Here is a 24,831-nt window from a genome sequence, read left to right as displayed (position 1 = left end):
TCGCCGGCTGCGCAAAACGCGGCCGGCGAGCCGCGTTCAAGGGATCGACCACGTGATCGAAAGAAACTGGAACGAGCTGATCCGTCCTGAGAAGCCGCAAATCGAGACTGGCGCCGACGCGACCCGCAAGGCGCGGATCGTGGCCGAGCCGCTCGAGCGTGGTTTCGGTGTGACGCTCGGCAACGCTCTGCGCCGCGTCCTGCTCTCCTCGCTTCAGGGCGCCGCCGTTACCGCCATCCAGATTGATGGCGTTGTCCACGAATTCTCCTCGCTCGAAGGCGTCCGCGAAGACGTCGTCGACATCGTTCTGAACATCAAGCAACTGGCCGTGCGCATGCACGCCGAGGGCCCGAAGCGCATGACGCTGCGCGCCACCGGCCCCGGACCGGTGACCGCTGGCCAAATCGAAACGCCTTCGGACATCGAGATCCTGAACCCCGACCACGTGCTCTGCACGCTGGACGACGGCGCCACCGTGCGCATGGAGTTCACGGTCAACACCGGCAAGGGCTACGTCCCCGCCGACCGCAACCGTCCGGAAGACGCGCCGATCGGCCTCATCGCCGTCGACGCCCTGTACTCGCCGGTCAAGCGCGTCGCCTATCGCGTCGAGCCGACCCGTCAGGGTCAGTCGCTGGACTACGATAAGCTGATCCTGGAAGTCGAAACCAACGGCGCTGTCACGCCCGTGGACGCCGTGGCCTACGCCGCCCGGATCCTGCAAGACCAGCTGCAGATCTTCATCACCTTCGAAGAGCCCAAGGCCAAGTCGGCCGACGAGGCCAAGCCGGAACTGCCGTTCAACCCGGCGCTCCTGAAGAAGGTCGATGAGCTGGAACTGTCGGTTCGCTCGGCCAACTGCCTGAAGAACGACAACATCGTCTACATCGGCGATCTGATCCAGAAGACCGAAGCCGAGATGCTGCGCACGCCGAACTTCGGCCGCAAGTCCTTGAACGAAATCAAGGAAGTGCTGGCTGGCATGGCGCTGCACCTGGGCATGGACGTGCCGAACTGGCCGCCCGAAAACATCGAAGACCTGGCCAAGAAGTTCGAAGACCAGATCTAAGATTTAAGTATCGCGCTCGATCCGGGCCGCTCGCGGGTTTCCTTCGGGAAATCGGCGGGTGGCCTGGGCCTTTTGAAGCCGCAACAGCGGTGGAGGGCCCCGGCGCTTCGTTCTGACCCGGCCGGGATACGCTGGGATTGGTGACAATCAGCGCTTGTTCGCGCCACTGCGGGCCTCGGCCCAGGAGAGACTAAAATGCGTCACGGTAAGGCTCACCGTAAACTCGGCCGCACCTCGGCTCACCGCACCGCCATGTTCGCCAACATGTCGGCCTCGCTGATCAAGCACGAGCAGATCGTCACCACCCTGCCTAAGGCCAAGGAACTGCGTCCCTTCGTCGAAAAGCTGGTCACCCTGGCCAAGCGCGGCGACCTGCACGCCCGTCGTCAGGCCATCTCGACCGTCCGCGACGTCGAGCAAGTCGGCAAGCTGTTCGCCACCATCGGTCCCCGTTACAAGGACCGCCAGGGCGGCTACATCCGCGTCCTGAAGGCCGGCTTCCGCTATGGCGACAACGCCCCGCTGGCCGTCATCGAGTTCGTCGATCGCGACGTCTCGGCCAAGGGCAAGGATTCGGGCCCGGTGTTCACCGCCGACTCGGAAGACTAAGATTTCTCAGCCTCGGCTGAACGACGAAGGCCCCGGAGCGATCCGGGGCCTTTTTCTTTGCTCGCGGTTGGCGGGCTTCTACCGCGCCGCCGCGACCTCGGATGCGCTGGGCGTCTTGGCCGTCTGCACCGGGTTGCAGTCGGCCAGTTGGGCTTCCGACAACACCGCGCCGCGATAGCCGAAGCTGGTCACGGCTCCCAGCTCTCGCGCCAGGCGCTTGCAGCTGCGCAGCGGCGGCAGCGACTTGACCTTGATCGAGCGGCAGACGTCGGCCTTGCAACGCCAGACCGCGCCGTCGAACACGATGTGGTCGCGGGTGGTGGGCGCGCTCAGCGTCAGCCAACCGTTCGTGGGTTGGGTTTCGGCCATGACGGGGCCGCCCGTCGCGGCCAGGGCCGCGACGGCGAAAAGAAGACTACGCATGGGAAGCTCCGGGGAGGAGGTTTGGGGGAGGTACGCTTACTGTCGTCCCGGCCCGCGCTGGGGCGCGGCCCGAACGGGTCTAGGCCGCGGCCTTGAACAGGGTGAATTCCTCGCCGAACGCCCGCGCCACCGAGGGGCGGGCCTGCAGGCGGTCGCGATAGGCGGTCAGAGCGGGGTAGGGGGCGAAGTCCAACCCGACGTATTGGGCCCAGACCAGCATCACGAAGAGATAGGCGTCGGCGACGCTGAACCGGCCCTGCAGGAACTCGCGTCCGGCTAGGTGGGCCTCCACCACGGCGAAGCGGCCGGCCACCGACGCGCGGGCCACGGCCTTGGACTCCTCCGGCGCGCTGGCGCTGAGCAGCACCCCGAACGTCTTGGCGTGCAGTTCGGTGCTGATGAAGCTGAGCCAGCTCTGAACGCGACGCCGCTCGGCGCCATCGGCCGGCATCAGGCCCGAGGCCGGGAAGCGGTCGGCCACATAGGGCAGGATCACGGCGTTCTCGTAGATCAACTCGCCGTCCTCGGCGCGCAGCACCGGCACCTGGCCTGCGGGATTGATCGCCGTGAACGGCTTCCCGTCAGGCGTGCGCTTGGGCGTGGCCTTGTTGTCGACCTGGATGAAGTTGATCGGGGCTCCGGCCTCATACGCCGCGATCCGCGTCGCCATCGAACAGGCCATAGGGAAGAAATACAGGTCCATCGCCGCCTCCATTTGCATTTTCATACTATTTCGCATAAAAATAACCGAGGTCAAGGAATAAGCTGCGAACCGGTACAAAAAGCAGAATCCGCCTGGAGAGAGTGAGATGTCAGAACAGCCCGCCAAGCGCCGAGGCCGGCCTCGCGCCTATGATCCCGAACTGGCCCTGGCCAAGGCCACTGAGACCTTCTGGGCCCAGGGCTACGCCGGCGCTTCGCTGGACGACCTGGCCGCCGCCACGGGCATGAACCGGCCCAGCCTGTATGGGGCGTTCGGCGACAAGCAGGCTCTCTTCTCCGCCGCCATCGACGCCTATATGGACAACTCGCGCGCGGCCATGATCCAGGCCTTCCGGGCCGGCGGCACGCTGCGCCAGGCGTTGGAGCGGGTTTATCGGGCGGCGCTCGAGAGATATCTGTCGCCCGACGCCGGCGGGCGGGGCTGCTTCATGATCAGCGCGGGCCTGGGCCAGGCCATGGTCGACCCCGCCGTGCGCGACAAGGTCGCGGGCGGGCTGCACGAGCTGGACCGGGGTTTCGAGCGGCTGGTGGCGCGCGCTCAGGACGCCGGCGAACTGCCGCTGGGCGCCGATCCGGGCGTCCTGGCCAAGGTGGCCGGCGGAATGCTGAACGCCCTGTCGGTGCGGGCCCGCGCGGGCGAGAGCCACGAGGAGCTTGAGACCCTGATCCAGGCGACGCTGGACATGGTTTGCGGCCCCGAGCCCCAGGCCAAGAGCGCCTAGCCCTTCGACTTCACCGGCCGGGCGGGATTGCCGACCACGGTCACGCCGGGCGGAACGTCCCGCGTCACCACGGCGCCGGAGCCGATGATGGCGTCATCGCCGACGGTGACGCCAGGCACGATGATCGCCCCGCCGCCGATCCAGACATTGCGGCCGATCCGCACCGGCTTGCCCGACTCCAGGCCCGTGGCCCGCTCGACCGGATCGCGCGGGTGGTCGGCGGTGTAGATCTGGACCATCGGGCCGATCTGGCAGCCCTCGCCGATCACCACCTCGACCACGTCCAGGATCACGCAGCCGAAGTTCATGAAGGCGCCGGCGCCGATCTTGATGTTGTAGCCATAGTCGCAATGGAACGGCGCGCGGATGGTCGCACCGTCGCCGACCTCGCCGAAGTGCTCGCGGAGCAGGGCGGGGCGGTCGTCGATCGCGGAGCTGTTGTAGCGGTCCATCCAGGCCTGGTTGGCCCGCTGGTCGACCTGGATCTCCGGATCGTTGGCGTTGTAGAGCTCGCCGGCCAGCATCCGCTGTTTGTGGGTGAGGGACATCCGATGGCTACTCCCGCGTGAGGTCCTGGCGGCTGAACAGGTAGATGGCGGCGGCGGTCAGGGCGGCGCTCCAGCCCAGCAGCACCAGTAGCGCGATGCCGGCCACGCCGTTCTCCAGGCCGCCATGGAACGGGGCGGAGACGAAGCCGCGCAGCAGATCGGCGTCATAGGCCGGGATGGCCAGGGTCTTCCAGGTCGGGCCCGGCGAGAAGGCCCCCAGCACCGAGGCCAGGACAGACTGCACGAAACGCGCGCCCAGGCAGACCACGACCGCGCCCATGGGCGAGCGGCTGACCACGGCCACGCAGGCGGCCAGGGCGGCCAGGGTCATGGCCTCCAGCCAGGTGATCGCGAACACGGCGACCATCTGGCCAAAGCCGACGCCGCCGCCCGAGCCGATGATGGCCTTGTGGTTGATCGCCGCGCCGATGACCGCGGCGGCCAGGGTCAGGATCACCGTCAGCACCAAGTTCCACAGGATCGCCTCGCCGACCACGACCAGCTTGGCGCCCAGAAGGTTGGGGCGGGTGTTGCGCGGGGTCAGCAGCCGCCAGGTCTCCCAGCGATAGTCGCCAGCCAGCACGGCCGCCGCGCCGATCATCAGGAACAGGGCCGAGAAGGTCGAGGCGCCCGAGCCCAGGGCCTTCAGCACCTGGGCCATCAGGTCGACCGTGCCGCCCGGCATCGGGCGCTTGAGCATGTTGCGGACGATCAGGTCGCCGCCGATGCTGAGGAAGAACCCGACCACGGGGGCGAAGACGAAGCCCCAGAACAGGGCCGAACGGTCGCGCAGCAGGCGGAAGCGTTCGGCGGCGATGGCGTCGGCCAACATCACTCGGCTCCCTTCTGTTCGAGAGTCTTGAGGTAGACGCCCTCCAGATCGGCGTCGCGCCAGCGGGCCTCGGTGATCTCCACCCCGGCCTCGACCAAGGCCTTGATCAGGGCGGGGGTCTCGGCGCGCGGGATGTCGGCCAGCACGGCGTCGTCACCGTCGGCCTGGCCCTTGGAGCCCAGCGCGGCCAGCACCTGGGCGACCGGCGAGACCACCAGACGCAGGCGGGCCTGGCTGGCGGTCAGGGCGTCGACCGCGCCCTCGGCGGCGATCTTGCCCTTGCTGAGGATGGCCACGCGGTCGCAGACGCGCTTGACCTCGTCCAGCTGATGGCTGGCCAGGATGACGGTGACGCCCTCGCGCTTGGCGAGATCGACGATCAGGGCGCGGATCTCCTGGATGCCGGCCGGGTCCATGCCGCTGGTCGGTTCGTCCAGGATCACCAGTTCGGGCTTGGTGAAGAAGGCCGCGGCCAGGCCCAGGCGCTGCTTCATGCCGACCGAGAAGCCGCTTGTCGAGCGGTCGGCGGCGTCGGCCAGGCCCACGCGCTCCAGCCAGCCGCCGATGTCGGCGCTCTTGGCTCCGCTTTCCAGGGCCAGCATCTTCAGGGCGTCGCGGGCGGTGAGCGAGGGCGGATAGCGCGGCGTCTCGATCATCGCGCCGATCTTGCGCAGCGCGTTGATGTCGCCTGCCGGCGCGCCGAACAATCGGGCCGAGCCGCTGGTGGGCCGCACCAGGCCCAGCGCGATGCGGAACAGGGTGCTCTTGCCGGCCCCGTTGGGCCCCAGCACGCCGAACACGCCGCCGGCCGGAATGGACAGCGAGAAATCGTCGAGCGCCCGCACCGACCCGTAGGTCTTGGTGAGCGCCGTGGCCTCTAGGGCGATGGTCATGCGGGGAGGGTCTCGATCACGCCGGTGGGAATCTGTCGACGACTGCGACTATGGGGGTGCGCTTGTCGCCCGCCAAGTTAAGACAAGGTCATGCGCGCCTGTCACACGGACGAGACGTCCGGCTGTCATGCCGCCTGTCGCGTTGTTCCAGAGCCCGCCATGCCTGTTCAGTTCCGCTTCGCCGTCCTGGCCCTGCTGCTGTCGCTTTCGGCCTGCGCCTCGGCGCCGCCGCCCGCGACCCCGAAGGCCAAGCTGACGGTGCTGGTGTCGATCGACGGCTTCCGGCCCGACTACATGGCGCGCGGCGAGACCCCGACCCTGGCCGCCATCGCCGCCGAGGGCGTGTCGGGGACCATGAGGCCCTCGTTCCCGTCCCTGACCTTTCCCAACCACTATGTGCTGGTGACGGGCCGCCGGCCCGACGAGACAGGCGTGGTCGCCAATACGATGGAGGATCCGCAGATCCCGGGCGTGACCTTCACCACCTCGGTCGTGGAGGTCGTCACCGATCCGCGCTGGTGGAACGGCGGCACGCCGTTCTGGGTGGACGCCGAGCGCGAGGGCATGCGCACCGCGGCGATGTTCTGGCCCGGCTCGGTGGCGCCGATCCAGGGCGTGCGGCCCAGCCGCTGGCGCTTCTACGAGAAGGCCATGACCTCAGAGCAGCGGGCCGACGCGTTGCTGGCGTTCATCGACGAGCCGGGCCTGAACCCCGGCTTCGCGGCGCTCTATCTCGACATCGTCGACGTCGAGGGGCACCACCACGGCGTGGCCTCGGCCGAGGTCGACGGCGCTATCCACGAGAGCGATCGGGCGGTCGGGCGTCTGGTCGCGGGCCTGAAGGCCAGCGGCCGTTACGAGACCACCAACCTGATCGTGGTGTCCGACCACGGCATGGTCGACCAGCCGTTGGACAAGGTGATCGTGCTCGACACGCTGGTCGACGCCTCCAAGTTCAAGACGGTCGGCGACGGCGCCCTGGCCGGGATCCAGCCGGTCCCCGGCGCGGAGGAGGAGGTCGCCGCCGCCTTGACCAAGCCGCATCCGCACATGACCTGCTGGCGCAAGGCCGACATTCCGGCGCGCTACTACTATGGCCGCAACCGGCGCGTGCCTGCGGTCGTCTGCATGGGCGAACCGGGCTGGACCGTCATGACCGCCGCCAAGTTCGCCAAGCGCACCGACATCGGCGGTCACGGCCACGATCCCTCCGATCCCAGCATGACGGCGGTGTTCCTGGCGCGCGGGCCGGCCTTCAAGCCGGGCGTGACCCTGCCGCTTTTCGACAATGTCGACGTCTATTCGCTGCTCAAGCGGATCACGGGCGTGAAGGGCCACAAGGGCGACGGCGACCTGAAGATCGTCGGCAAGGCGCTGCGCTAGCGAGGGCGACTCGAACGGCGTTATGCGGACTTGCGCAGATAGTTTCGTTATGCGTTAAATATTGTCACTATCCGCAAGGGGAAGCGACATGGCTGACGGACGTCCCAACCTGAGCTCGGCGGTGTGCTACCGCGATCCCAAGGCCGCCCTGGTCTGGCTGGAAAAGGCGTTCGGCTTCGAGCTGGTGTTCCTGGTCGAAGACGCCGAGGGCAATCTGGGCCACTCGGAGATGCGCTTCGGCGACTCCGTGGTGATGATCGGCAACGAGTGGAGCGCCGACCACAAGAGCCCGGCCTCGATCGACGGCAAGAACACCCAGACCGTCCACATCCAGCTGCACGAGGGCGATCTGGACGCCCACTGCGAGCGGGCCAGGGCGGCGGGGGCGTCCATCCTGGCCGAGCCCGAGACCCAGTTCTACGGCGATCGCACCTATCGCTGCAAAGACCCCGAGGGTCACATCTGGACCGTGGCGCGCAGCCTTGAGGACGTCTCGATCGCCGAGATGGAGCGGCGCAGCGGCCTGAAGATCGTCGATCCCAAGTCGTGACGCCCGATGACTTTCGCCGCATCGCCCTGTCGTTTCCCGGAGCGATCGAAAGCGCGCACATGGGCACGGTCGATTTTCGCGCCGGGCGGATCTTCGCCACCCTGGGCAATCCCGACGCCGACTGGGCGATGGTCAAGCTGACGCCCGAGCGGCAGGAGATGCTGGTCGCGGCCGAGCCGGCGGTGTTCGTTCCCGTGCCGGGCGGCTGGGGCCAGGGTGGGGCGACCCGCCTGCGTCTGGGCGCCTGCGACGAGGCCACCGCGACGGGCGCCCTGACCGCCGCCTGGCGCGGCGTGGCCTCCAAGACCCTGCTCAAGGCGTTCGACGGCGCATGAACAGCTCGCTGGACCGCACCCTGGCCGCCCTGGCCGACCCGCATCGCCGGCGGGTCGTCGACCTGCTGCGCGCGCGGCCGCACCGGGCGGGGGAGCTAGCCGAGGCCGTGGGCCTGACCCCGCCGGCCATGAGCCGCCACTTGCGCGCCCTGCGCCAGTCGGGGCTGGTGGAGGAGAGCCATCCCGCCTTCGACGCCCGGGTGCGGGTCTACGCCCTGCGCGCCGGGCCGATGGACGAACTGAAGGCCTGGCTGGACGCGGCCGAAGAGCATTGGGTCGACCAGCTGTCGGCGTTGAAAGCCCATGTGGAGGGGTCATGAGTTCGCGCGTCGTCGTGGCCCTGCGCATCGCCGCGCCGCCGGCCCGAGTGTTCGAGGCCTTCACCCACGAGATCGGCCTGTGGTGGCGGCCCAATGGCCTGTTCGCCTTCACGCCTCGCTCGCCCGGCGTCATGGCCTTCGAGGCGGAGGAGGGCGGCGGCCATCGGCTGGTCGAGCGCCTGGCCTCGGGCAAGGTGTTCGAGGTCGGCAAGGTTCGCGTCTGGTCGCCCGGCGAGAAGCTGGTGGTCGGCTGGCGGCAGGCGACCTTCGCGCCTGATATGGACACCGAGGTCGAGGTCAGGTTCGAGGCGGTCGAGGACGGAACGCGGGTGACGGTCGAGCATCGGGGCTGGGACAGCGTCCCGCAGGTCCACGTCGCGCGCCACACCTTCCCCGACGGCCTGTTCCTGCGTCGGCATGGGGAATGGTGGCGCGACCTGCTGGGCGGCCTTGCGGTCGCCGCGGCGTCGGGTCAACTAAGGGACGCCGGGGAGGGCGACACATGACCGAGATCACGGGAAAACGGCGACAGGCCGCGCTGGGCTTCATCTTCGTCACGGCCATCATGGACGTGCTGTCGCTGGGGGTGATGATCCCGGTGCTGCCGAACCTGGTCAAGCAGTTCGGCGGCGGCGACACGGCGGTGGCGGCCGACTGGAACGTGCTGTTCGCCACCACCTGGGGGGTGATGCAGTTCTTCTGCTCGCCGATCCTGGGCCTGATGTCCGACCGCTTCGGCCGGCGGCCGGTGATCCTGACCTCGATCTTCGGCCTGGGCGTCGACTTCCTGTTCATGGCCTTCGCGCCCAGCCTGTGGTGGCTGTTCGTGGGCCGGGTGTTCAACGGCATGACGGCGGCCAGCTTCTCGACCGCGTCGGCCTATGTCGCCGATGTCACCACGCCGGAGAACCGCGCCAAGGGGTTCGGCCTGATGGGCGCGGCGTTCGGCATCGGCTTCACCTTCGGCCCGGCCCTGGGCGGCTGGCTGTGGCACTACGACCATCGCCTGCCGTTCCTGGTCTGCGCCAGCGTGGCCCTGTGCAACTGGCTGTACGGTTTCTTCGTGCTGCCGGAGTCCCTTCCGCCCGAGCGCCGGGTCAAGACCTTCGACTGGAAGAAGGCCAACCCCGTCGGCTCGCTGAACCTGCTGCGCAGCAAGCCCAGCCTGATGGGCCTGGCCGGGGTCGGCTTCCTGTTCCAACTGGCCCACAACGTCCTGCCGTCGGTGTTCGTGCTCTATATGGGCTTCCGCTACCACTGGTCGGTGCAGGCCATCGGCCTGACCATGATGATCAGCGGCCTGCTCAGCATCCTGGTGCAGGGCGCGATCGTCGGGCGGGCCGTCAAGGCGCTGGGCGAGCGCGGCGCGCTGCTGGTGGGCCTGTTCTCCGGCGCGGTGGCCTTCCTGATCTACGCGCTGGCGCCGAGCCCGATCCTGTATCTGTGCGGCATGCCGATCTTCGCCCTGACCGGCCTGATCCAGCCGGGCCTGCAAGGCCTGATGAGCCGCCGGGTCTCGCCCTACGAACAGGGCCAGCTGCAGGGCGCCAATTCGGCGATCATGGGCATCACCGCCATCATTGGCCCGACGCTGTACCTGGCGCCGTTCGCCTTCGCAGTCCGGCATGACGCCACGCTGCACATGCCCGGCCTGCCGATCTTCATCGCCTCGGCCCTGATGCTGCTGGCGACCGTCCTGGCCTACGGCGCGGCCAAGCCGATCGCGGCGGAACCGCAGGCGGCCTGAGGGCTTTCGCCAGACGTCCGGCCCCAAATCCAGACGTCTGGCGGCCATCAATGCGCCCGAAAGCTCGGCTTGAAGTCCAGGGCTGATCCACGGAGTCGTCCCATACCCATGCGAGCCCATCGCGCGCTTCTTCCCGCCCTCGTCGTCCTGGCCGCCTGCTCGCCGCAAGGCCAGTCCAAGGCCCAGTCGATCCCGGACCTGGCCCAGCCCACCCGCCGCGCGCCCAGCGACCCGGCCTCGATGAAGGCCTCGTTCTCGCCCGTGGTGAAGAAGGCCGCCCCGGCCGTGGTCAACGTCGCCAGCCGCCGCGTGATCCGCGCCCAGGCCCGCGATCCGTTCTGGGACTTCTTCATGGGCGGTGGCGGCGGTGCGCCGCGCGACCAGGTGCAGGGCTCGTTGGGCTCCGGCGCCATCGTCCGCGCCGACGGGGTGATCATCACCAACCACCACAACATCGAAGGCGTCACCGGCGGCAACGGCGACATCACCGTCCAGCTGTCCGACCGCCGCGAGTTCCCGGCCACCGTGCTGCTGGACGATCCGCGCGCCGACCTGGCCGTGCTGAAGATCGACACCAAGGGCGAGCGCCTGCCGGTGATGGCCATCGACGACCAGGAGCAGCTCGAGGTCGGCGATCTCGTCCTGGCGCTGGGCAATCCGTTCGGCGTCGGCCAGACCGTGACCAACGGCATCGTCTCGGCCCTGGCCCGCACCGATGTCGGCGCGGCCGACTTCGGCAGCTACATCCAGACCGACGCCTCGATCAATCCGGGCAATTCCGGCGGACCGCTGGTCGACATGGACGGCGACCTGATCGGCATCAACACCTTCATCATCTCGCGCTCGGGCTCGTCGGCCGGCGTCGGCTTCGCCATTCCGGCCGCCGTGGTGCGCCAGGTGGTGTCGACCGCCCTGGGCGGCGGCCATAGCGTCGTGCGGCCCTGGCTGGGCGTGAAGGGCCAACCGGTCACCGCTGAGATCGCCCGCAGCCTGGGCATGCCCGCGCCGCTGGGCGTTCTGGTGGCCCAGGTCTATGCCGGCTCGTCGGCCGACAAGGCCGGCCTGCGGGAAAGCGACATCATCCTGTCGATCGACGGCCGGGCCGTGAACGACGAAGGCGGCGGCGCCTTCGCCATCGGCACCCACAAGGTCGGCGACCGCGTGCCGATGGTCATCCGTCGCGGCGACAAGGAGCAGACCCTGACCGTCCGCGCCGAGGCCGCGCCCGAAAGCCCCGCCAAGGACGAGCGCACGATCACCGGCCGCAACCCCTTCGAGGGCGCGACCGTCGTCAACCTGTCGCCCGCCGTGGCCCAGGACCTGAACGTCGACCCGTTCGCGGGCAGGGGCGTGCTGGTGACGAAGATCGCTCAGGGCTTCGCCATGAACGCCGGCCTGCGTCCGGGCGACTTCGTCCGCGAGGTCAACGGCCGCGCCATCAACACCGTGGCCGACCTGGCCTCGGTCTCGGCGGGAACCGGCCGCAGCTGGTCGGTGACCATTGAGCGCGGCGGCCAGCGGATCACCGCGCGGTTCAACACCTAGGCCCTGTCCCGGAGATCGGCGCTCAAGCCGTCGATCTCCGGGCGGTTTTCAATCGGCCGTGATGCGCTAGGTTGCGGTCATGTCTCAGCCGTCTCCGCCCCTGAACGATCCGCGTCTGGCGACCACGGCCGTGCGGCCCTTCGTGCCCGGCGGCCTCGACTTCGATGTGTCCAAGCGCTTCTACCAGGCGCTGGGCTTCACGATGATCTTCGAGGCCCCCGACATCGCGGGCTTCGACGGCGACAGCGGCGGCTTCCTGCTGCAGAACGCCTATTTCAAGGGCTGGGCCGAGAACTTCATGATGCAACTGACCGTCGTCGATCTCGACGCCTGGTGGACGCATCTCCAGGCGCTGGACCTTCCGGGCCGCTTCGGCGTGCAGGCGGCCAAGGCGCCGGCCCTGCAGCCTTGGGGCCTGCGGGTGGCCTATGTCTACGGGCCGTGCGGAGAGCTCTGGCACGTCGCCCAGGCTTAGGCGTTGGGAACGGGGAGGGTGTGTCGCCCTTTCGGTCTCCCTGCTAGAAGAGCCCATGTCCGATCTTTTCCAAGCCGCCGGCCTGACGCCTCATGCGCCGTCGCCGCTCGCCGAGCGCCTGCGGCCCCAGACGCTCGAACAGGTCGTGGGGCAGGAGCACCTGCTGGGCCCGGAAGGTCCGATCGGTCGGATGGCGGCTGCCCAGCGCCTGTCGTCGATGATCCTGTGGGGCCCCCCCGGCACCGGCAAGACCACCATCGCCCGGCTGCTGGCCAAGGCTGGGGGCTATGAGTTCCAGCAGATCTCGGCGGTGTTCTCCGGCGTCGCCGACCTGAAGAAGGCCTTCGAGCAGGCGCGTGGCCGCCGCATGGCCGGCCAGTCGACCCTGCTGTTCGTCGACGAGATCCACCGCTTCAACCGCGCCCAGCAGGACGGCTTCCTGCCGTTCGTGGAGGAGGGGATCGTCACCCTGGTCGGGGCGACCACCGAGAACCCGTCGTTCGAACTGAACGGCGCTCTGCTCTCGCGCTGCCAGGTCTTCGTGCTCAAGCGCCTGGACGAGGAAGCTCTGGAAGCCCTGCTGGCCAAGGCCGAGGAGGCCGAGGGCCGCAAGCTGCCGCTGGACGCCGAGGCGCGCGGCACGCTGATCGCTATGGCCGACGGCGATGGCCGCTACCTGCTGACCCTGACCGAGACTCTGCTGTCGGTCGGCACGGACAGCCCGCTGAACGCCGTGCAGCTGGGTCAATTCCTGCAGAAGCGCCGGCCCGCCTACGACAAGAACCGCGAGGAGCACTACAATCTCATTTCCGCGCTTCACAAGTCGGTGCGCGGCAGCGATCCGGACGCGGCGCTCTACTGGCTGGCGCGGATGCTGGAGGGCGGCGAGGACCCGCTGTTCATCGCCCGTCGCCTTGTGCGCATGGCGTCCGAGGACATCGGCGCGGCCGATCCGCTGAGCCTGCTGCTGACCACGGCCGCCAAGGACGCCTACGACTTCCTGGGCAGTCCCGAGGGCGAACTGGCCCTGGCCCAGGCCGTGGTCCACATGGCCAGCGCGCCCAAGTCCAACGCCGTCTATATGGCCTACAAGGCCGCCCGCCGCGCCGCCAAGGAGACCGGCTCCTTGGCCCCGCCGGCCCATATCCTCAACGCCCCAACCAAGCTGATGAAGACGCTGGGCTATGGCGACGGCTACGCCTACGACCACGATGTCGAGGGCGGAGTTTCAGGGCAGAACTACTTCCCGGATGGGATGGCGCGGCCGAAGTTCTATGAGCCCAAGCCAGTGGGCGCCGAGGCCAAGGTGCGCGAGCGGCTGGATGCATGGGGCAAGCTGCGGCGAGACGGGAAGTAGTCTTCTCCTCCCCCGTTGAAACGGGGGAGGGGGACCACGAAGTGGTGGAGGGGGCGCGGCCGGCGCACGGACGCCCCTTCCGTCACGTCGCGTATTCGCGACGCGCCACCTCCCCCGTGATACGGGGGAGGAGATGACTCAACGCCCGCCCCGCCGTCCCCTCGCGCAGCCGAAACCCAAGGCCTCCGACGCGCCCATCGCGCTTACCGACGACGAGATCGCGCTCGCCCGGTCATGGGTGATCCATGAGGACGACAGCGTCATCGTGCTGAACAAGCCGGCGGGCCTGTCCAGCCAGGGCGGCCGCATCCAGGCCCATACGCTGGACGACCTGCTGTGGGCGTTCGCGCGGCCGGGGCGCCCGCGTCCGCGGCTGATCCACCGCCTGGACCGCGACACCTCGGGCGTCATCCTGACCGCCAAGACCAAGCCGGCGGCGGCGTTTCTGGGCAAGGCCCTGATGGGCAAGCGTTTTCGCAAGTCCTACATGGCCATCGTCGCGCCCGGCGCGCCCGAGCCCAAGGGCGGCATGATCGACAGTCCGCTACGCCGCGAGTCGATCGGTCGCGAGGCCTATATGCGGGTCTGCCCGCCCGACCATCCCGACGCCGAGACCGCCCGCAGCCGCTACCGCACCCTGTCGTCCAACGCCGTCGCGGCCCTGGTCGAGCTGTCGCCGGACACCGGTCGCATGCACCAGCTGCGCGTCCACATGGCCTCGATCGGCCGACCGATCTCGGGCGACAGCCGCTATGGCGGGGCGTTGATGCTGGGCGGGGCGGCGGTTCCGCGGCTGATGCTGCACGCCGCCAGCCTGGCCTTTCCCCATCCCGAGGGCGGCGAGCGGCGGGTCAATGCGCCGATCCCGGCCGACATGATCGCGATGCTGGGTTCGCTGGGCCTGCCGGTTCCGGAACAGCGAGCCGAACCAAGCCGTTGATACGGCAAGGAGATAACGCCATGAAACGCCTCGCCGGTCTTGCCCTGTCCCTGATGCTGCTGAGCGGCTGCGCCAGCGCGCCGACCCTCTACGCCGCCAAGACCACGCCCGCCAGCGCCGGCTATTCGGAGTTCCGCCTGGAGCCCGGCCGTTACCGCGTCACGTTCCAAGGCGGCCCGGGCGCGCCGATCAACCAGGTCAGCGACTACGCCCTGCTGCGGGCGGCCGAGCTGGCGGTCCGCGACGGCTACGACTGGTTCCGGGTGTCGGACCGCGTGACCTCGACCACGGGCTCCAGCAACGGTCCGCGCCTGTCGGTGGGCGGCGGCTCCAGCAGCTATGGCCGCCGCAGCTCGGTGGGCCTGGGTGTGGGCACCAGCTTCAACCTCGGCCCGGGCCCGGCCGTGACCAGCTCGCTGGAAGTGGTGTTCGGACGGGGCCAGGCGCCGCGCGACGCCGACGCCTATGTCGCCAAGGCGATCATCGACTCCATCGGCCACGGCTACGGCCGCAGCGCGATCTAGCCGTTACTGACAGCAGGCTGTCAGCAGGGGCGTTCCATGGTCCGTAATCAGGACGCATGGAGACTGTCATGACCCTCAAGGCCCGTTGCCACTGCGGCGCGACCCAGTTCGAGATCACCGAGGCGCCCACCGAGCTGGCCGACTGCAACTGTTCGTTCTGCTCGCGCCGGGGCGCGCTGCACGCCTACTACAAGCCGGCCCAGTTCAAGCTGACTACGGCGCGCGACCGGGTCTCGACCTATCAGTGGGGTCACTATCTGGGCCAGCATCACCACTGTGGCGTCTGCGGCTGCCCGACCTATTCGGAGTTTCCCAGCTTCGACAGCGGCGCGCCGGACTTCGACGACCCCCGGATCAGCGTGAACGCGCGGCTGCTGGTCGATTTCGACTGGTCCGCGCTGCCCGTCCGTAAGGTGGACGGCAAGGCCTACTAGGCGGCGGCCGTCTTGGCCGCGATCGCCGCCAGCGGATTGGTGGCGCGCAGCGCCGCGTGGGTCAGGCCGGCGGTCTCGGCGGCGGCGAAATAGCCTTCCGCCGGCAGGCCCTGCAGGATGGTCATCGGGGCCAGGCCCTTGGAATCGCGGCCGAAGTTCATGATCTCGGCGGCCACCTTCTCGGCGGGACCCACCAGGTCCGAGGCGTCCAGGGTCAGGCCAGCCAGGCGCGCGTCCTTCAGACCGCGCAGGGCGTCCTTCTCCGGCGGCACGCGAGCGATGACGCCGCGCGTCAGGGCCTTCAGCAGACCGACCACTTCCAGCAGGCGGCCCGACGGCGTGCCACGGGTGACGTCCACCAGCTCGATCATCACGCCGCCGCGCAGCAGTGCCAGCGAGAGGCCCGGCGTGCCGGTCAGCATGTCGCGGCCGCGCTGGGTGCCCAGGGTGCGGAACGAGGCGGGCAGGATCAGGTCCGGCACGTCGTGACCCTGCGCCCCCCGGGCGAACAGGGCGGCGAACTTCAGGGTGGCCTCGTCGACGAAGGCGATGTCGCGGTCGGGCAGGCGGCTGACGGCGCGCGAGGTGGCCTGGCGGCCGCTGCCCAGGTGGGTGACCACCGGCTCGATGCGGATCGCTGTGGCCACGTTGCGGCGCAGGCTGACCACGTGCTCCAGCGTGAAGTCGACCCGCAGGGCCGCGCCGCCGGCGGTGGTGAAGGCGACGGGCGTGCGGCGAGCCTCGTCGGCGGCCTCGACCGCGCGCCGCACGGGCGAGCGGTTGGAGTCGCGGCGGGCGCGGGCGGCCAGCACCGAGGCGGCGTCGATGCGCCGGCAGACGGCCTCGCCGTTCTCGACGCCGATCACCGAGCTGATGCCCAGGTCGTTGACGTCGACCGAACCCAGCAGGTGGGTCAGCACGTCTTCGAGGATCTTCACGCTGGTGGCCTGGGCGGCCAAGCCGTGATCGCTGTTCATGGCGATCAGGAATTCGCTGTCGGAGATGCGGGCCCGCATGTCCTGGCGGTCCAGGTGCTCGGCGAGCTTGCGCTCGACATAGGTCCAGACGTCGCCGCGCTTCTGGCTCCACCAGTCGCCGGCCCAGGCGCGGATGGCCTTGACGCTGATGACGTTCACCGAGCCGCGGGCGATCAGCTCCGATCCCGCCAGCCGGTGCAGGACCGGGGCGGGCAGAGCGAGACGCTGGGTCGTTTCGTTCTGGTCGTGGCTGTCGAAGGGCATTGGCGAAGGTTCTCGGAGAGGACCTTCAGAATGCCTGCCTTGCGCTTAACGGGTCGTTCGGAAACAAGGTTTCCAAATCGACTACCTTATAGGTTTACCAAGCTGAGCCTTACGACCTCGCCGGTTCAGTAATCGTCCTCGGGCGCGTCCGGGATGGCGTAGAGGATCGGGACGAGGCAACCGCGATAGCCCGTGGGCGGCGCGGTCGGACGGGCGGCCGAGACCAGGTTGCGAGCCGCGATGCCGAACGCCTCGCTGGGCTGGGATTCCACGACCTCGACATTGCCGATCTGGCCCCAGGGCGCGACGTCGAAGCGGACAACGGCCCAGCCGGCCACCTGCCGCGCGGCGTAGACCGGCGGATAGGTCTTGTTGGCCGGCACGTTCATCTGGGCCTGGGTGATCTTGCAGACGTCGCCGGGCCGCGACAGGGCCTTCAGGTCCGGCCGCGCCGGGGCTGGCGTCGGGCGCGGCCGGGCGGCGAAGGTGGCGAAACAGGCGGTGCGCGGCGAGCCGGGCTGGTAGCGCGACTCCGCGACGGCGGCGGCGGCCGTGTCGGCGAACGCGGCGTCGCCGTTCTGAGCCACGACCCGCACATTGCGCACCGCGCCGTCGGCGTCGATGTCGTAGCGCAGGCCGGCCCAGGCCGGATCGATGCTCTTGCCGTCGAAGGCCCGCAGGTCGGGATAGGCGATGGTCTGCGGACGGCGACGCGGGGCCTTCCCGCAGTCGCCGGCGGCGGCCAGGGCCTCGCGGAGGGCCGGCGGCGCGTTGCGCCCGTCGGTGGCGAAGGCCTCGAACAGCTTGGCGGGCGAGGCCTCGGCGACCGGAACGCTGGTCTGTTTCAGCTCGAGCCGGCAGCTCTTGGCCGGCGCGCCGGGCGCGAACCGCCAGGTGGCCAGCGTGGCGCCCAGGTCCTCGTTGGGGAAGTAGAACGGACCGGGCGCGCGCTTGAGATTGGTCACAGCGCCATCGGCGTCGATAGAGAAGGCGTAGGCCTCGACCGGCGCAGCCGGCGGCGGCGCGGGGGTCTGGGTCACCGGCGGCGTCCACACCTGGCGGGTCTTGGCGCGGATCGGCGCGCTCTCGACGACACGCACGTCGTGTCCGTCGCAGACGACGGTGGCGGGGGGCGGCGCGAAGCCGACCACGAAGACCGACGGGGTTCCCGACAGGGGCGGAACGGTGGCCTGGGCGGCGGTGAGGGGCGTCAGAGCCGCCAGGGCCACGAGAACCAAACCGCGCATGCGACCTCCGGAACCTGTACTGCGCCGACGCTACCACAAGACGTGTGACAGCTGCAAAGCGCCGCGCCGCTTGGCGTTCGGCGCCGCTCGGCGCATAAGGAGCCAATGACCAAACTGCTCCTCGTGGCCGCCGGCGGCGCCGTGGGCTCGGTCGCCCGCTATCTGGTGGGCGCCCAGGCTCTCCGGCTGTTCGGGACGGCGTGGCCCTATGGCACCTTCACCGTCAACGTCGTCGGCGGATTCCTGATGGGCGTCCTGGCCTCGTGGCTGGCCCATCGCGGCAACGCCCATTCGGAGCAAATCCGCCTCATGCTCGCCGTCGGCGTCATGGGCGGGTTCACCACCTTTTCGGCCTTCTCGCTGGAGACCGCGCTGATGATTCAGAAGCGCGCCTACGGCCAGGCCTTCACCTACACCGCCGCCAGCGTCCTGCTGTCCGTGGCGGCTCTTTACGCGGGGATGTTCATCGCCCGCAGGATATTCGCCGCATGAAAGAAGTACGCACGCTCTATGTGGACGCGGGCGAGGACGGGGTTCGCGTTGACCGCTGGTTCAAGCGCCGCTGGCCCCACCTGAACCACATCCAGCTCAACAAGCTGTTCCGCTCGGGCCAGGTGCGGGTCGACGGCTCGCGCGTGAAGGCCGACACCAAGCTGGCCGCCGGCTCGCAGGTGCGCGTGCCGCCGCTGCCCGACGCGCCGGATCCGGACGAAAAGCCCAAGCTGTCGGCCCGCGATATCGCCTACGCCAAGTCGCTGGTGCTGTACGAGGACGAGGAAGTCCTGGCGCTGAACAAGCCCGCCGGCCTGGCCGTGCAGGGCGGCACGAAGACAACCCACCACATCGACAAGCTGCTCAGCGCCTGGGGCGAGGGCGTGGATCGGCCCAAGTTGGTCCACCGCCTGGACCGCGACACCTCGGGCGTGCTGCTGCTGGGCAAGACCCCGGCCGCCGCCGCGCGCCTGTCGGGCTCGTTCGCCAAGCGCAAGGCGCAAAAGACCTATTGGGCCATCGTGCAGGGCAATCCGCACCCGGTCGAGGGCGTCATCGAGCTGCACCTGGCCAAGCGCGGCGTGGGCGATCGCGAACTGGTCGTTCCGGCCGAACCCAAGGACAAGGACGCTCAGCCGGCCGAGACCGAGTTCGTCTCGATCAGCCGCGCGGGTCCGCGCGTCACCTTCATGGCCCTGCGCCCGCACACCGGCCGCACGCACCAGCTGCGCGCCCACATGAAGGCCATCGGCCACCCGATCCTTGGCGACCCGAAATACAGCGACGAGAAGTCGGTCCAGCTGTCGGAAGGCCTGAAGCTGCAACTGCACGCCCGCTCGGTGATGCTGCCGCACCCGTCGGTGGGCATGCTGTTCATCGAGGCGCCGATCAGCCCGGAGCTGAAGGCCGGCTTCGCCAAGTTCGGCTTCTCGGAAGACGAGGCCGACCAGGACCCGTTCGCGAAAAGGCAGATCAAGCGCCGATGAGCCAGGACGTCGTTCGCGACGCCTGGGCCCTGCTGGATCAGGGCCGGCCGGCCGACGCCGTCGAGCTGACGCGCGTCGCCGCCGCCCTGCCGACCGCGGGGACGCCGGTGCTGGTCGTCCACGCCGCAGCGCTGAAGGCGGTCAATCGCCACGACGAGGCCCTGGCGTTCAATCGCCGGTCCGTGGCGGTGACGCCCGGCGACCGCATCGCCTGGTACAATCTGGCCGCCACCCTGGGCGATCTCGCGCAAGCCGAAGACGGCGAGGCGGCGATCCGCAAGGCCATGGCGCTGGGGCTCGATGCGCCCGAGGCCTGGCTGGTGCTCGGCCGCGCCCTGCAAGGCCAGCAACGCTATGACGAGGCCGAGGCGGCGTTCCGGGGCGCCGTCGCCCGGCGCGAGACCTTCGCCGACGCTCACCGCAACCTGGCCCAACTGCGCTGGATGCGGACCGGCGACCTGGCCCACGCGCTGGAGCCCCTGAAGGCCTCGATCGCGCGAGCGCCCGGCGACAGCCCGTTGATCCTGCTGAAGAACACGGTCGAGGAGTTCGCCGGCGACAAGGCGGCCGCCTACGCCACCCTGCGCGAGGCCCTGGTCCGCCAGCCCGGCGATGGCCACCTGCTGCTGGCGGCCGCGCACATGGCCGGCGAGGTCGGCGAGATCGACGCCATGCTGGCCTACGCCCACGCCGTCGAGCGTCTGGCTCCGCAGTTCCCGCCGGTGCTGGCGGCGCTGTGCGAGGCGCATCTGGCGATCGGCGATCCGGCCTCGGCCGCCGCCGTGGCCGAGCGCTTGCGCGTGGTCTCGCCTCTGGACCAGTACGGCCTGGCCCTGCAATCGACGGCCTGGCGCCTGACCGGCGATCCGCGCCACGCCCAGCTCAGCGATTACCCGGGGTTGGTGCGATCCTACACCCTGCCCACGCCCGAGGGCTGGGACAGCCTGGAGGCCTATCTCGACGCCCTGCGCGCGCGCCTGGCGCAGCGTCATGACCTGAAGACCCATCCGCTGCAGCAGTCCCTGCGCGGGGGCAGCCAAGTCCCGTCATTGCACCAGTCGCCCGAGCCGGTGTTCCGCGCCTTCTACGAACAGGCCCGCAAGGTGGTGGCCCAGTACATCGCCGACATCGGCCCGGGCGCCGACCCGCTGCGCTCCCGGGCGACCGGCGACTTCCGGTTCAGCGGCGGCTGGTCGGTGCGCTTGCGGCCCAACGGCTTCCACGCCGACCACGTCCATCCGCAGGGCTGGATTTCGTCGGCCTTCTATCTGGACCTGCCGACAGGCGTGGCCGACGACGACAAGCGCGAAGGCTGGATCAAGTTCGGCCAGCCCGGCTGCGTGACCAAGCCGGCCCTGGGCCCAGAGCACGAGGTGCGGCCGTCGCCGGGCATGCTGGTGCTGTTCCCGGCCTACATGTGGCACGGCACGCGGGCGTTCACCTCGCCGGAGCACCGGCTCACCATGGCGTTCGACGTGGCGCCCCAATAATCTTGTCATCCCGGCCGTAGCGAAGCGAACAGCCGGGACCCAGGGCAACCGCAGTGCGCCGGCCCCTGGGTCCCGGACAGCCTCTGCGAGGCTTCCGGGATGACAAGAAATTTGCGCCCTAAACCAAGCCCGTAACCGCCTTCGCCCCCGCGCTGTCCGGGAAGATCCTGCTCTCGATCACGGCGCGATCCACGCCCATGTGGTCGGCCAGAACGCCCTTGAAGAGGCCGCGCATGTCGATCGTGGGGGCCAGGTCGCGGTTCTCGAACAGGGCCTGCTGCGACAGGGTCGGCCAGTCACCGATGATGCTTCCGCCGCCCTTCAGGCCGCCGCCGAGCACCAGGGCCGTCGATCCCGTGCCGTGGTCGGTGCCGCCGGTGCCGTTGACCTTGGCGGTGCGGCCGAACTCGGTGACCACCACGACCACGGTGTTCTTCCACTGGTCGCCCAGGCCGGTGTTCAGTCCGTCCAGCACCGCGTCCAGATAGGACAGGCGGGTGGCGATCTGGCCCGGCTGACCGGCGTGGGTGTCGAAGCCGTCCAGCGAAATGGCGGCGATCTGCGGGCCGTCGGCCTGGTTCATGAAGCCGGCCAGGGTCGAGCCCAGCTTGCGGGCCGCCTCGTTTCCCTGCCGGTTCTGGCGGTCGTTGGCCATGGTCGGCGACATCGTGGCCGGCGCCATGCTGGCGGGGGTGGCGGCGGCCATGGCGTTCATGGCCGGGGAGGGGGCTAGGGCGGTCATCGCCGCCTGGGCCATGGTCTCGGTCTCCAGACCCCGCGCGAAGGCCGGGCCCATCAGCGGGTCGTTGCGATAGAGGTCCTGCAGCAGCGTCGGCAGGCGAGCGGTCTCGTCGACACCCTTGCCCGGCGACCAGCTGGCGGCCTGGACCTTGCCGCGCAGGATCAGCGGGGCGGTGGTCCCCACCGAGAGGCCCTCGACCTTGCGGGCCGGGGCCATGGCCTCCAGCGTGCGGTTCAGCCAGCCGGTGTCGCTGCCATAGACGTGGGATTCGCCGGTCTCCAGCACGTCCTGGGCCTCGAAGTGCGAGCGGGCGCGGTCGGGGCTGGCGATGGCCGGAGCGATGCGCGCCTGGCCCTTCAGGGCCAGCCTGTGCACCGAGGTCAGTTCGGGGTGCAGGCCGAAGGTCCCGTCCAGCTTCAGCACCTGGTCGGGCTTCAGGGCGATGGCGCCGCGCAGGTCGGCATAGGCCGGGTCGCCGACCGGCGGGGCCACCGACAGGCCGTCCATGCCGCCCCGGCAGATCACCACCACCATCTTGCGACGGGCGAGATCGCCCTCGCTGGCGGCGAAGGCCTGGGAGCCCAGGAAGCTGACCCCGACGCCGAGGCCGGCGGCCAGGCTGAGGAACGAACGGCGGGAAGGTTGTTGAGCGGTCATCGGCGTTGGAACTCCGGGCTCATCACGAGAAGGGCGAAGGCTTCGCGGCGGGTCTCGGCCCGCGACACGGCCTTGGCGACGGGCGGCGATAGGCGCGCGCCCAGGGCGTCCAGCGCGACGGCGTTGGGATCCAGGCGATCGGCGACCACGGCGGCGAAGCCCTGGCTCCATTGCATCCGCTTGATCAGACCGTCGGGCGACGCCCAGGCCTGGGCCTCTTCCGGCCACCCCTTGGGGGAAGGCGGCGAGAACGGCTTCTGGCCCAGGCCGGTCAGGATCGGCGCCAGCCGGCCGATGGCCGAGGGCTCGGCCCCGATCAGCCGCCAGGTCGACAGGGTGAACTCGTACGGCGTCTTGAACTTGGCCGGGGCCGGGTCCCAGGCTTCGGGGGCCTCGATCAGCGCCCGGGCCACCTGGTCGAGCCGGCCGTCGGTCTCGCGCCAGCGTTTCTCCAAGGCCGCGACCAGGGCGGGTGGGGGTGTGTCGGAGACGAAGTGGCGGGCGATCTTCGTGCAGACGTGATGGGCGGTGCGCGGATCGGCGGCCAGGGTTTTCAGCACGGCGAGGCTTTGGGCCAGGCCCCCTTCGGGATAGACGCGACCCATGATCGACCGGCGACCGGGATCATGTACGTTTTCGCGGAATACGAACTCCCCCGGGCGATCTTCGTCGTCGCGGGCGACGCTGAAACCCGTCAAAGCGCGGGCGAACTCCGTCACGTCCGTCTGAGTGTAGCCGGCGTTCACACTGACGGTATGGAGCTCCAAAATCTCGCGGGCGAGGTTTTCGTTGAGACCCCGACGCATGCCCTTCTTGGTGAGATAGGCCGCGGCGCGGCTGTTTGGACCGATTGACTGGGCCTGGTCCAAATAGGTCAGCATGGCCTGATGGGTGGAGGACGCTACCAGCATGTCTTCGAAACGACCGAAGGCGTGCGCGCGTATGGCTTCGCGTTCGAAGGCGGCGATCAGGCCGGACGTCATTTGCCTTGTCGCGGAGACCGTGAAGTGGTTGGCCCAGAACAGAACCCATCGCTCGCGGAAACCGTTGGGCGTATTCGCCGCCAAGCGCGAACGGGCGAGAAAATCGTTTTCGATCATCTCTCGCATCGACTGCTGAGCGTCCATGAACGCCCGCGCGGCGGTGTCAGCGTCCTTTTTCGGGGACTGACGGTCGATCCGGCGCTCCTGGCGATATTTCAGCATATCGAGGAAACGCTGCGCGCCGGTTTCGCCCCCGTCGTCCGGCACTTCGGAGTTCTGTTGAGCCTGCGTGACTAGCCAAGCTCGTGGATCGTTCTTGATGGCGTCGATCTCGCCCGGCCGGGCCCCCAGGCCGAAGCGCGTCACCGCCAGGGCGGCCATCATGTCATTGGAAGGCAAGTTCAAGAGGGGCTCTCCCTTGCGCGATGTCGCTGTATCACTCAATTCAACGCTCAAAAGGCGGCAGTCCGTCGCTTCCCATTGAAAAAAGAGTCTCGTGTCAGAAAAGCCCGACCTGCTTCAGAAGCCGCGCCGCTTCTACAAGGCCGCCGCCGCCGCGCATGTCGAAGGCGGCTTCGCGGTGCAGCTGGACGGCCGCACGCCCAAGTCGCCGGCCAAGTCGCCCCTGGTCCTGCCGACGCTGGCCCTGGCGCAACTGGTCGCCGCCGAGTGGGAGGCGCAGGCGACGGTGATCGACTCCACCGCCATGCCCGCCACCCGCCTGGCCTTCACCGCCATCGACCGCATCGGCGAGACCCGCGCCGAGGTGGCCAAGGAAGTCGCCGCCTACGCCGGCTCGGACCTGCTGTGCTATCGCGCCGAACACCCGACGCCGCTGGTCGAGCGCCAGGCCCGCGAGTGGCAGCCGCTGCTGGACTGGGCGGGTGAGACGCTGGGAGCCGCCTTCACCCCGGTCGCCGGGATCATCCATTCGCCGCAACCGCCCCAGACGCTGGCGGCCGTCGAGGCTCTAGCCCTGTCGCTGGACGACTTCAGCCTGGCGGGCGTGGCCTACGCCGCCGGCCTGCTGGGCTCGACCGTGCTGGCCCTGGCCATCCGCGCCGGCCAAATCGACGGCCAGACGGCGCTGGACCTGTCGCGGCTGGAGGAGATCTTCCAGGCGCAAACCTGGGGCCAGGACGCGGAAGCCGCCCAGCGCGCCGAGCACCTGTCGGTCGAGGCCAAGGTGCTGGAGCGGTGGTTCGCCGCCCTGCGCGAATGAGGAGCCTGGCCGTCTACGCCCTGGCGGCCCTGGCCGAGATCGGCGGTTGCTTTGCCTTCTGGGCGTGGCTGAAGCTGGGCAAGTCGCCGCTGTGGGCGCTGCCGGGCGTGGCCAGCCTGATCGTCTTCGCCCTGCTGCTGACCCGCATCGACAGCCCCGCCGCCGGCCGGGCCTACGCGGCCTATGGCGGGATCTACATCCTGGCCTCGATGGTCTGGATGCGGATGGTCGAGGGCGCCAAGCCCGACCGCTGGGACCTGGCCGGACTTTGCATCTGCCTGGCCGGGGCGGCGCTCATCCTGTGGGCCCCGCGCTCGGCCTGAGCGACTTTGCTGCGCTGCC

Annotated in this window: 29 protein-coding genes; 20 read left to right on the top strand and 9 right to left on the bottom strand. The window is 69.4% G+C overall.

Annotation, left to right across the window (positions count from 1 at the left end):
• Window positions 1–52 precede the first annotated feature (52 nt).
• Together AC1RUS_RS18680 and rplQ are read left to right on the top strand one after the other, a co-directional pair.
• Complete coding sequence (locus tag AC1RUS_RS18680; protein WP_108490689.1) at window positions 53–1,069, top strand: DNA-directed RNA polymerase subunit alpha; 1,017 nt, start codon at window positions 53–55, stop codon at window positions 1,067–1,069.
• A 195-nt stretch (window positions 1,070–1,264) separates the two neighbouring features.
• Complete coding sequence (rplQ, locus tag AC1RUS_RS18675) at window positions 1,265–1,678, top strand: 50S ribosomal protein L17 (protein WP_026176397.1); 414 nt, start codon at window positions 1,265–1,267, stop codon at window positions 1,676–1,678.
• 78 nt (window positions 1,679–1,756) lie between these two features.
• Here the strand turns inward: rplQ and AC1RUS_RS18670 are convergent, their stop codons facing one another.
• Window positions 1,757–2,101 carry a DUF8200 family protein gene (locus AC1RUS_RS18670; protein WP_492918096.1) on the bottom strand — a complete coding sequence of 115 codons (345 nt, stop codon included), beginning with the start codon at window positions 2,099–2,101 and terminating at the stop codon, window positions 1,757–1,759.
• A gap of 79 nt (window positions 2,102–2,180) precedes the next feature.
• Complete coding sequence (locus tag AC1RUS_RS18665) at window positions 2,181–2,828, bottom strand: glutathione S-transferase family protein (RefSeq protein ID WP_492918095.1); 648 nt, start codon at window positions 2,826–2,828, stop codon at window positions 2,181–2,183.
• 82 nt (window positions 2,829–2,910) lie between these two features.
• Between AC1RUS_RS18665 and AC1RUS_RS18660 the strand changes: the two genes are divergently transcribed.
• Complete coding sequence (locus AC1RUS_RS18660) at window positions 2,911–3,546, top strand: TetR/AcrR family transcriptional regulator (RefSeq protein ID WP_492918094.1); 636 nt, start codon at window positions 2,911–2,913, stop codon at window positions 3,544–3,546.
• Here the strand turns inward: AC1RUS_RS18660 and AC1RUS_RS18655 are convergent.
• Genes AC1RUS_RS18655 through AC1RUS_RS18645 form a run of 3 tightly spaced genes read right to left on the bottom strand, consistent with a single transcriptional unit; the run spans window position 3,543 to window position 5,819 of the window.
• Window positions 3,543–4,094: a sugar O-acetyltransferase gene (locus AC1RUS_RS18655; protein ID WP_492918093.1), complete on the bottom strand. Its 552-nt coding sequence runs from the start codon at window positions 4,092–4,094 to the stop codon at window positions 3,543–3,545. The genes AC1RUS_RS18660 and AC1RUS_RS18655 overlap by 4 nt on opposite strands.
• A 7-nt stretch (window positions 4,095–4,101) precedes the next feature.
• Window positions 4,102–4,926, bottom strand: a complete 825-nt coding sequence (locus AC1RUS_RS18650) for an ABC transporter permease (protein WP_492918092.1) — start codon at window positions 4,924–4,926, stop codon at window positions 4,102–4,104.
• Window positions 4,926–5,819, bottom strand: coding sequence for an ABC transporter ATP-binding protein (locus tag AC1RUS_RS18645; RefSeq protein WP_492918091.1), 894 nt, complete (start codon window positions 5,817–5,819; stop codon window positions 4,926–4,928). Before AC1RUS_RS18645 ends, AC1RUS_RS18650 begins: the two co-directional genes overlap by 1 nt.
• Before the next feature lie 159 nt (window positions 5,820–5,978).
• On the opposite strand from AC1RUS_RS18645, the gene AC1RUS_RS18640 reads away from it, so the two are divergent.
• The 12 genes from AC1RUS_RS18640 to AC1RUS_RS18585 all read left to right on the top strand — a co-directional run bounded on the left by AC1RUS_RS18640 (window position 5,979) and on the right by AC1RUS_RS18585 (window position 15,429).
• Entirely contained in the window at window positions 5,979–7,202 is a 1,224-nt protein-coding gene (locus tag AC1RUS_RS18640) for an alkaline phosphatase family protein (RefSeq protein WP_492918090.1), read from the top strand.
• A gap of 88 nt (window positions 7,203–7,290) precedes the next feature.
• Entirely contained in the window at window positions 7,291–7,752 is a 462-nt protein-coding gene (locus AC1RUS_RS18635) for a VOC family protein (RefSeq protein ID WP_492918089.1), read from the top strand.
• Window positions 7,749–8,087, top strand: coding sequence for an MmcQ/YjbR family DNA-binding protein (locus AC1RUS_RS18630; protein ID WP_492918088.1), 339 nt, complete (start codon window positions 7,749–7,751; stop codon window positions 8,085–8,087). The genes AC1RUS_RS18635 and AC1RUS_RS18630 overlap by 4 nt, the downstream gene beginning before the upstream one ends.
• Entirely contained in the window at window positions 8,084–8,407 is a 324-nt protein-coding gene (locus AC1RUS_RS18625) for an ArsR/SmtB family transcription factor (protein ID WP_492918087.1), read from the top strand. The genes AC1RUS_RS18630 and AC1RUS_RS18625 overlap by 4 nt, the downstream gene beginning before the upstream one ends.
• Window positions 8,404–8,913, top strand: a complete 510-nt coding sequence (locus tag AC1RUS_RS18620) for an SRPBCC domain-containing protein (RefSeq protein ID WP_492918086.1) — start codon at window positions 8,404–8,406, stop codon at window positions 8,911–8,913. Before AC1RUS_RS18625 ends, AC1RUS_RS18620 begins: the two co-directional genes overlap by 4 nt.
• Window positions 8,910–10,154: a TCR/Tet family MFS transporter gene (locus AC1RUS_RS18615; RefSeq protein WP_492918085.1), complete on the top strand. Its 1,245-nt coding sequence runs from the start codon at window positions 8,910–8,912 to the stop codon at window positions 10,152–10,154. Before AC1RUS_RS18620 ends, AC1RUS_RS18615 begins: the two co-directional genes overlap by 4 nt.
• A gap of 108 nt (window positions 10,155–10,262) precedes the next feature.
• Window positions 10,263–11,699, top strand: coding sequence for a DegQ family serine endoprotease (locus AC1RUS_RS18610; protein ID WP_492918084.1), 1,437 nt, complete (start codon window positions 10,263–10,265; stop codon window positions 11,697–11,699).
• Between the two features lie 79 nt (window positions 11,700–11,778).
• Window positions 11,779–12,174, top strand: coding sequence for a VOC family protein (locus AC1RUS_RS18605; protein ID WP_492918083.1), 396 nt, complete (start codon window positions 11,779–11,781; stop codon window positions 12,172–12,174).
• Window positions 12,175–12,229: 55 nt separating this feature from the next.
• Window positions 12,230–13,531 carry a replication-associated recombination protein A gene (locus AC1RUS_RS18600; RefSeq protein ID WP_492918082.1) on the top strand — a complete coding sequence of 434 codons (1,302 nt, stop codon included), beginning with the start codon at window positions 12,230–12,232 and terminating at the stop codon, window positions 13,529–13,531.
• 133 nt (window positions 13,532–13,664) lie between these two features.
• On the top strand, window positions 13,665–14,471 hold the full coding sequence (locus AC1RUS_RS18595) for an RluA family pseudouridine synthase (RefSeq protein ID WP_492918081.1): 807 nt from the start codon (window positions 13,665–13,667) through the stop codon (window positions 14,469–14,471).
• Between the two features lie 20 nt (window positions 14,472–14,491).
• Entirely contained in the window at window positions 14,492–14,995 is a 504-nt protein-coding gene (locus tag AC1RUS_RS18590) for a CC0125/CC1285 family lipoprotein (protein WP_492918080.1), read from the top strand.
• A gap of 68 nt (window positions 14,996–15,063) precedes the next feature.
• Window positions 15,064–15,429 carry a GFA family protein gene (locus AC1RUS_RS18585; RefSeq protein ID WP_492918079.1) on the top strand — a complete coding sequence of 122 codons (366 nt, stop codon included), beginning with the start codon at window positions 15,064–15,066 and terminating at the stop codon, window positions 15,427–15,429.
• Here AC1RUS_RS18585 and AC1RUS_RS18580 read toward each other — a convergent pair.
• Entirely contained in the window at window positions 15,426–16,670 is a 1,245-nt protein-coding gene (locus AC1RUS_RS18580) for a hypothetical protein (protein ID WP_492918078.1), read from the bottom strand. The genes AC1RUS_RS18585 and AC1RUS_RS18580 overlap by 4 nt on opposite strands.
• A 125-nt stretch (window positions 16,671–16,795) precedes the next feature.
• Window positions 16,796–17,917, bottom strand: a complete 1,122-nt coding sequence (locus AC1RUS_RS18575; protein WP_492918077.1) for a TonB family protein — start codon at window positions 17,915–17,917, stop codon at window positions 16,796–16,798.
• 105 nt (window positions 17,918–18,022) lie between these two features.
• Here AC1RUS_RS18575 and crcB point away from each other — a divergent pair, with 105 nt between their 5' ends.
• From crcB to AC1RUS_RS18560, 3 genes are read left to right on the top strand one after another with little or no spacing between them, the layout of a single operon-like run.
• Window positions 18,023–18,409 (top strand): fluoride efflux transporter CrcB, encoded by a 387-nt coding sequence (gene crcB / locus AC1RUS_RS18570; protein WP_492918076.1) that lies wholly within the window; start codon window positions 18,023–18,025, stop codon window positions 18,407–18,409.
• A complete protein-coding gene (locus tag AC1RUS_RS18565; protein ID WP_492918075.1) occupies window positions 18,406–19,395 on the top strand; it encodes an RluA family pseudouridine synthase in 990 nt (329 codons plus the stop codon). The genes crcB and AC1RUS_RS18565 overlap by 4 nt, the downstream gene beginning before the upstream one ends.
• Window positions 19,392–20,885, top strand: coding sequence for a putative 2OG-Fe(II) oxygenase (locus AC1RUS_RS18560; RefSeq protein ID WP_492918074.1), 1,494 nt, complete (start codon window positions 19,392–19,394; stop codon window positions 20,883–20,885). Before AC1RUS_RS18565 ends, AC1RUS_RS18560 begins: the two co-directional genes overlap by 4 nt.
• A gap of 118 nt (window positions 20,886–21,003) precedes the next feature.
• Here the strand turns inward: AC1RUS_RS18560 and AC1RUS_RS18555 are convergent, their stop codons facing one another.
• Entirely contained in the window at window positions 21,004–22,284 is a 1,281-nt protein-coding gene (locus AC1RUS_RS18555; RefSeq protein WP_492918073.1) for a DUF1501 domain-containing protein, read from the bottom strand.
• Window positions 22,281–23,672 carry a DUF1800 domain-containing protein gene (locus AC1RUS_RS18550; protein WP_492918072.1) on the bottom strand — a complete coding sequence of 464 codons (1,392 nt, stop codon included), beginning with the start codon at window positions 23,670–23,672 and terminating at the stop codon, window positions 22,281–22,283. The genes AC1RUS_RS18555 and AC1RUS_RS18550 overlap by 4 nt, the downstream gene beginning before the upstream one ends.
• A gap of 91 nt (window positions 23,673–23,763) precedes the next feature.
• On the opposite strand from AC1RUS_RS18550, the gene AC1RUS_RS18545 reads away from it, so the two are divergent.
• Window positions 23,764–24,489: an ATP12 family chaperone protein gene (locus tag AC1RUS_RS18545; RefSeq protein WP_492918071.1), complete on the top strand. Its 726-nt coding sequence runs from the start codon at window positions 23,764–23,766 to the stop codon at window positions 24,487–24,489.
• Complete coding sequence (locus AC1RUS_RS18540) at window positions 24,486–24,812, top strand: YnfA family protein (protein ID WP_492918070.1); 327 nt, start codon at window positions 24,486–24,488, stop codon at window positions 24,810–24,812. Before AC1RUS_RS18545 ends, AC1RUS_RS18540 begins: the two co-directional genes overlap by 4 nt.
• Window positions 24,813–24,831: the final 19 nt, after the last annotated feature.

Source organism: Caulobacter sp. GW821-FHT10F06 (assembly GCF_058809215.1).
Note: the sequence above shows the minus strand (reverse complement) of the source record. Positions and strands in the feature narration are given on the sequence as shown.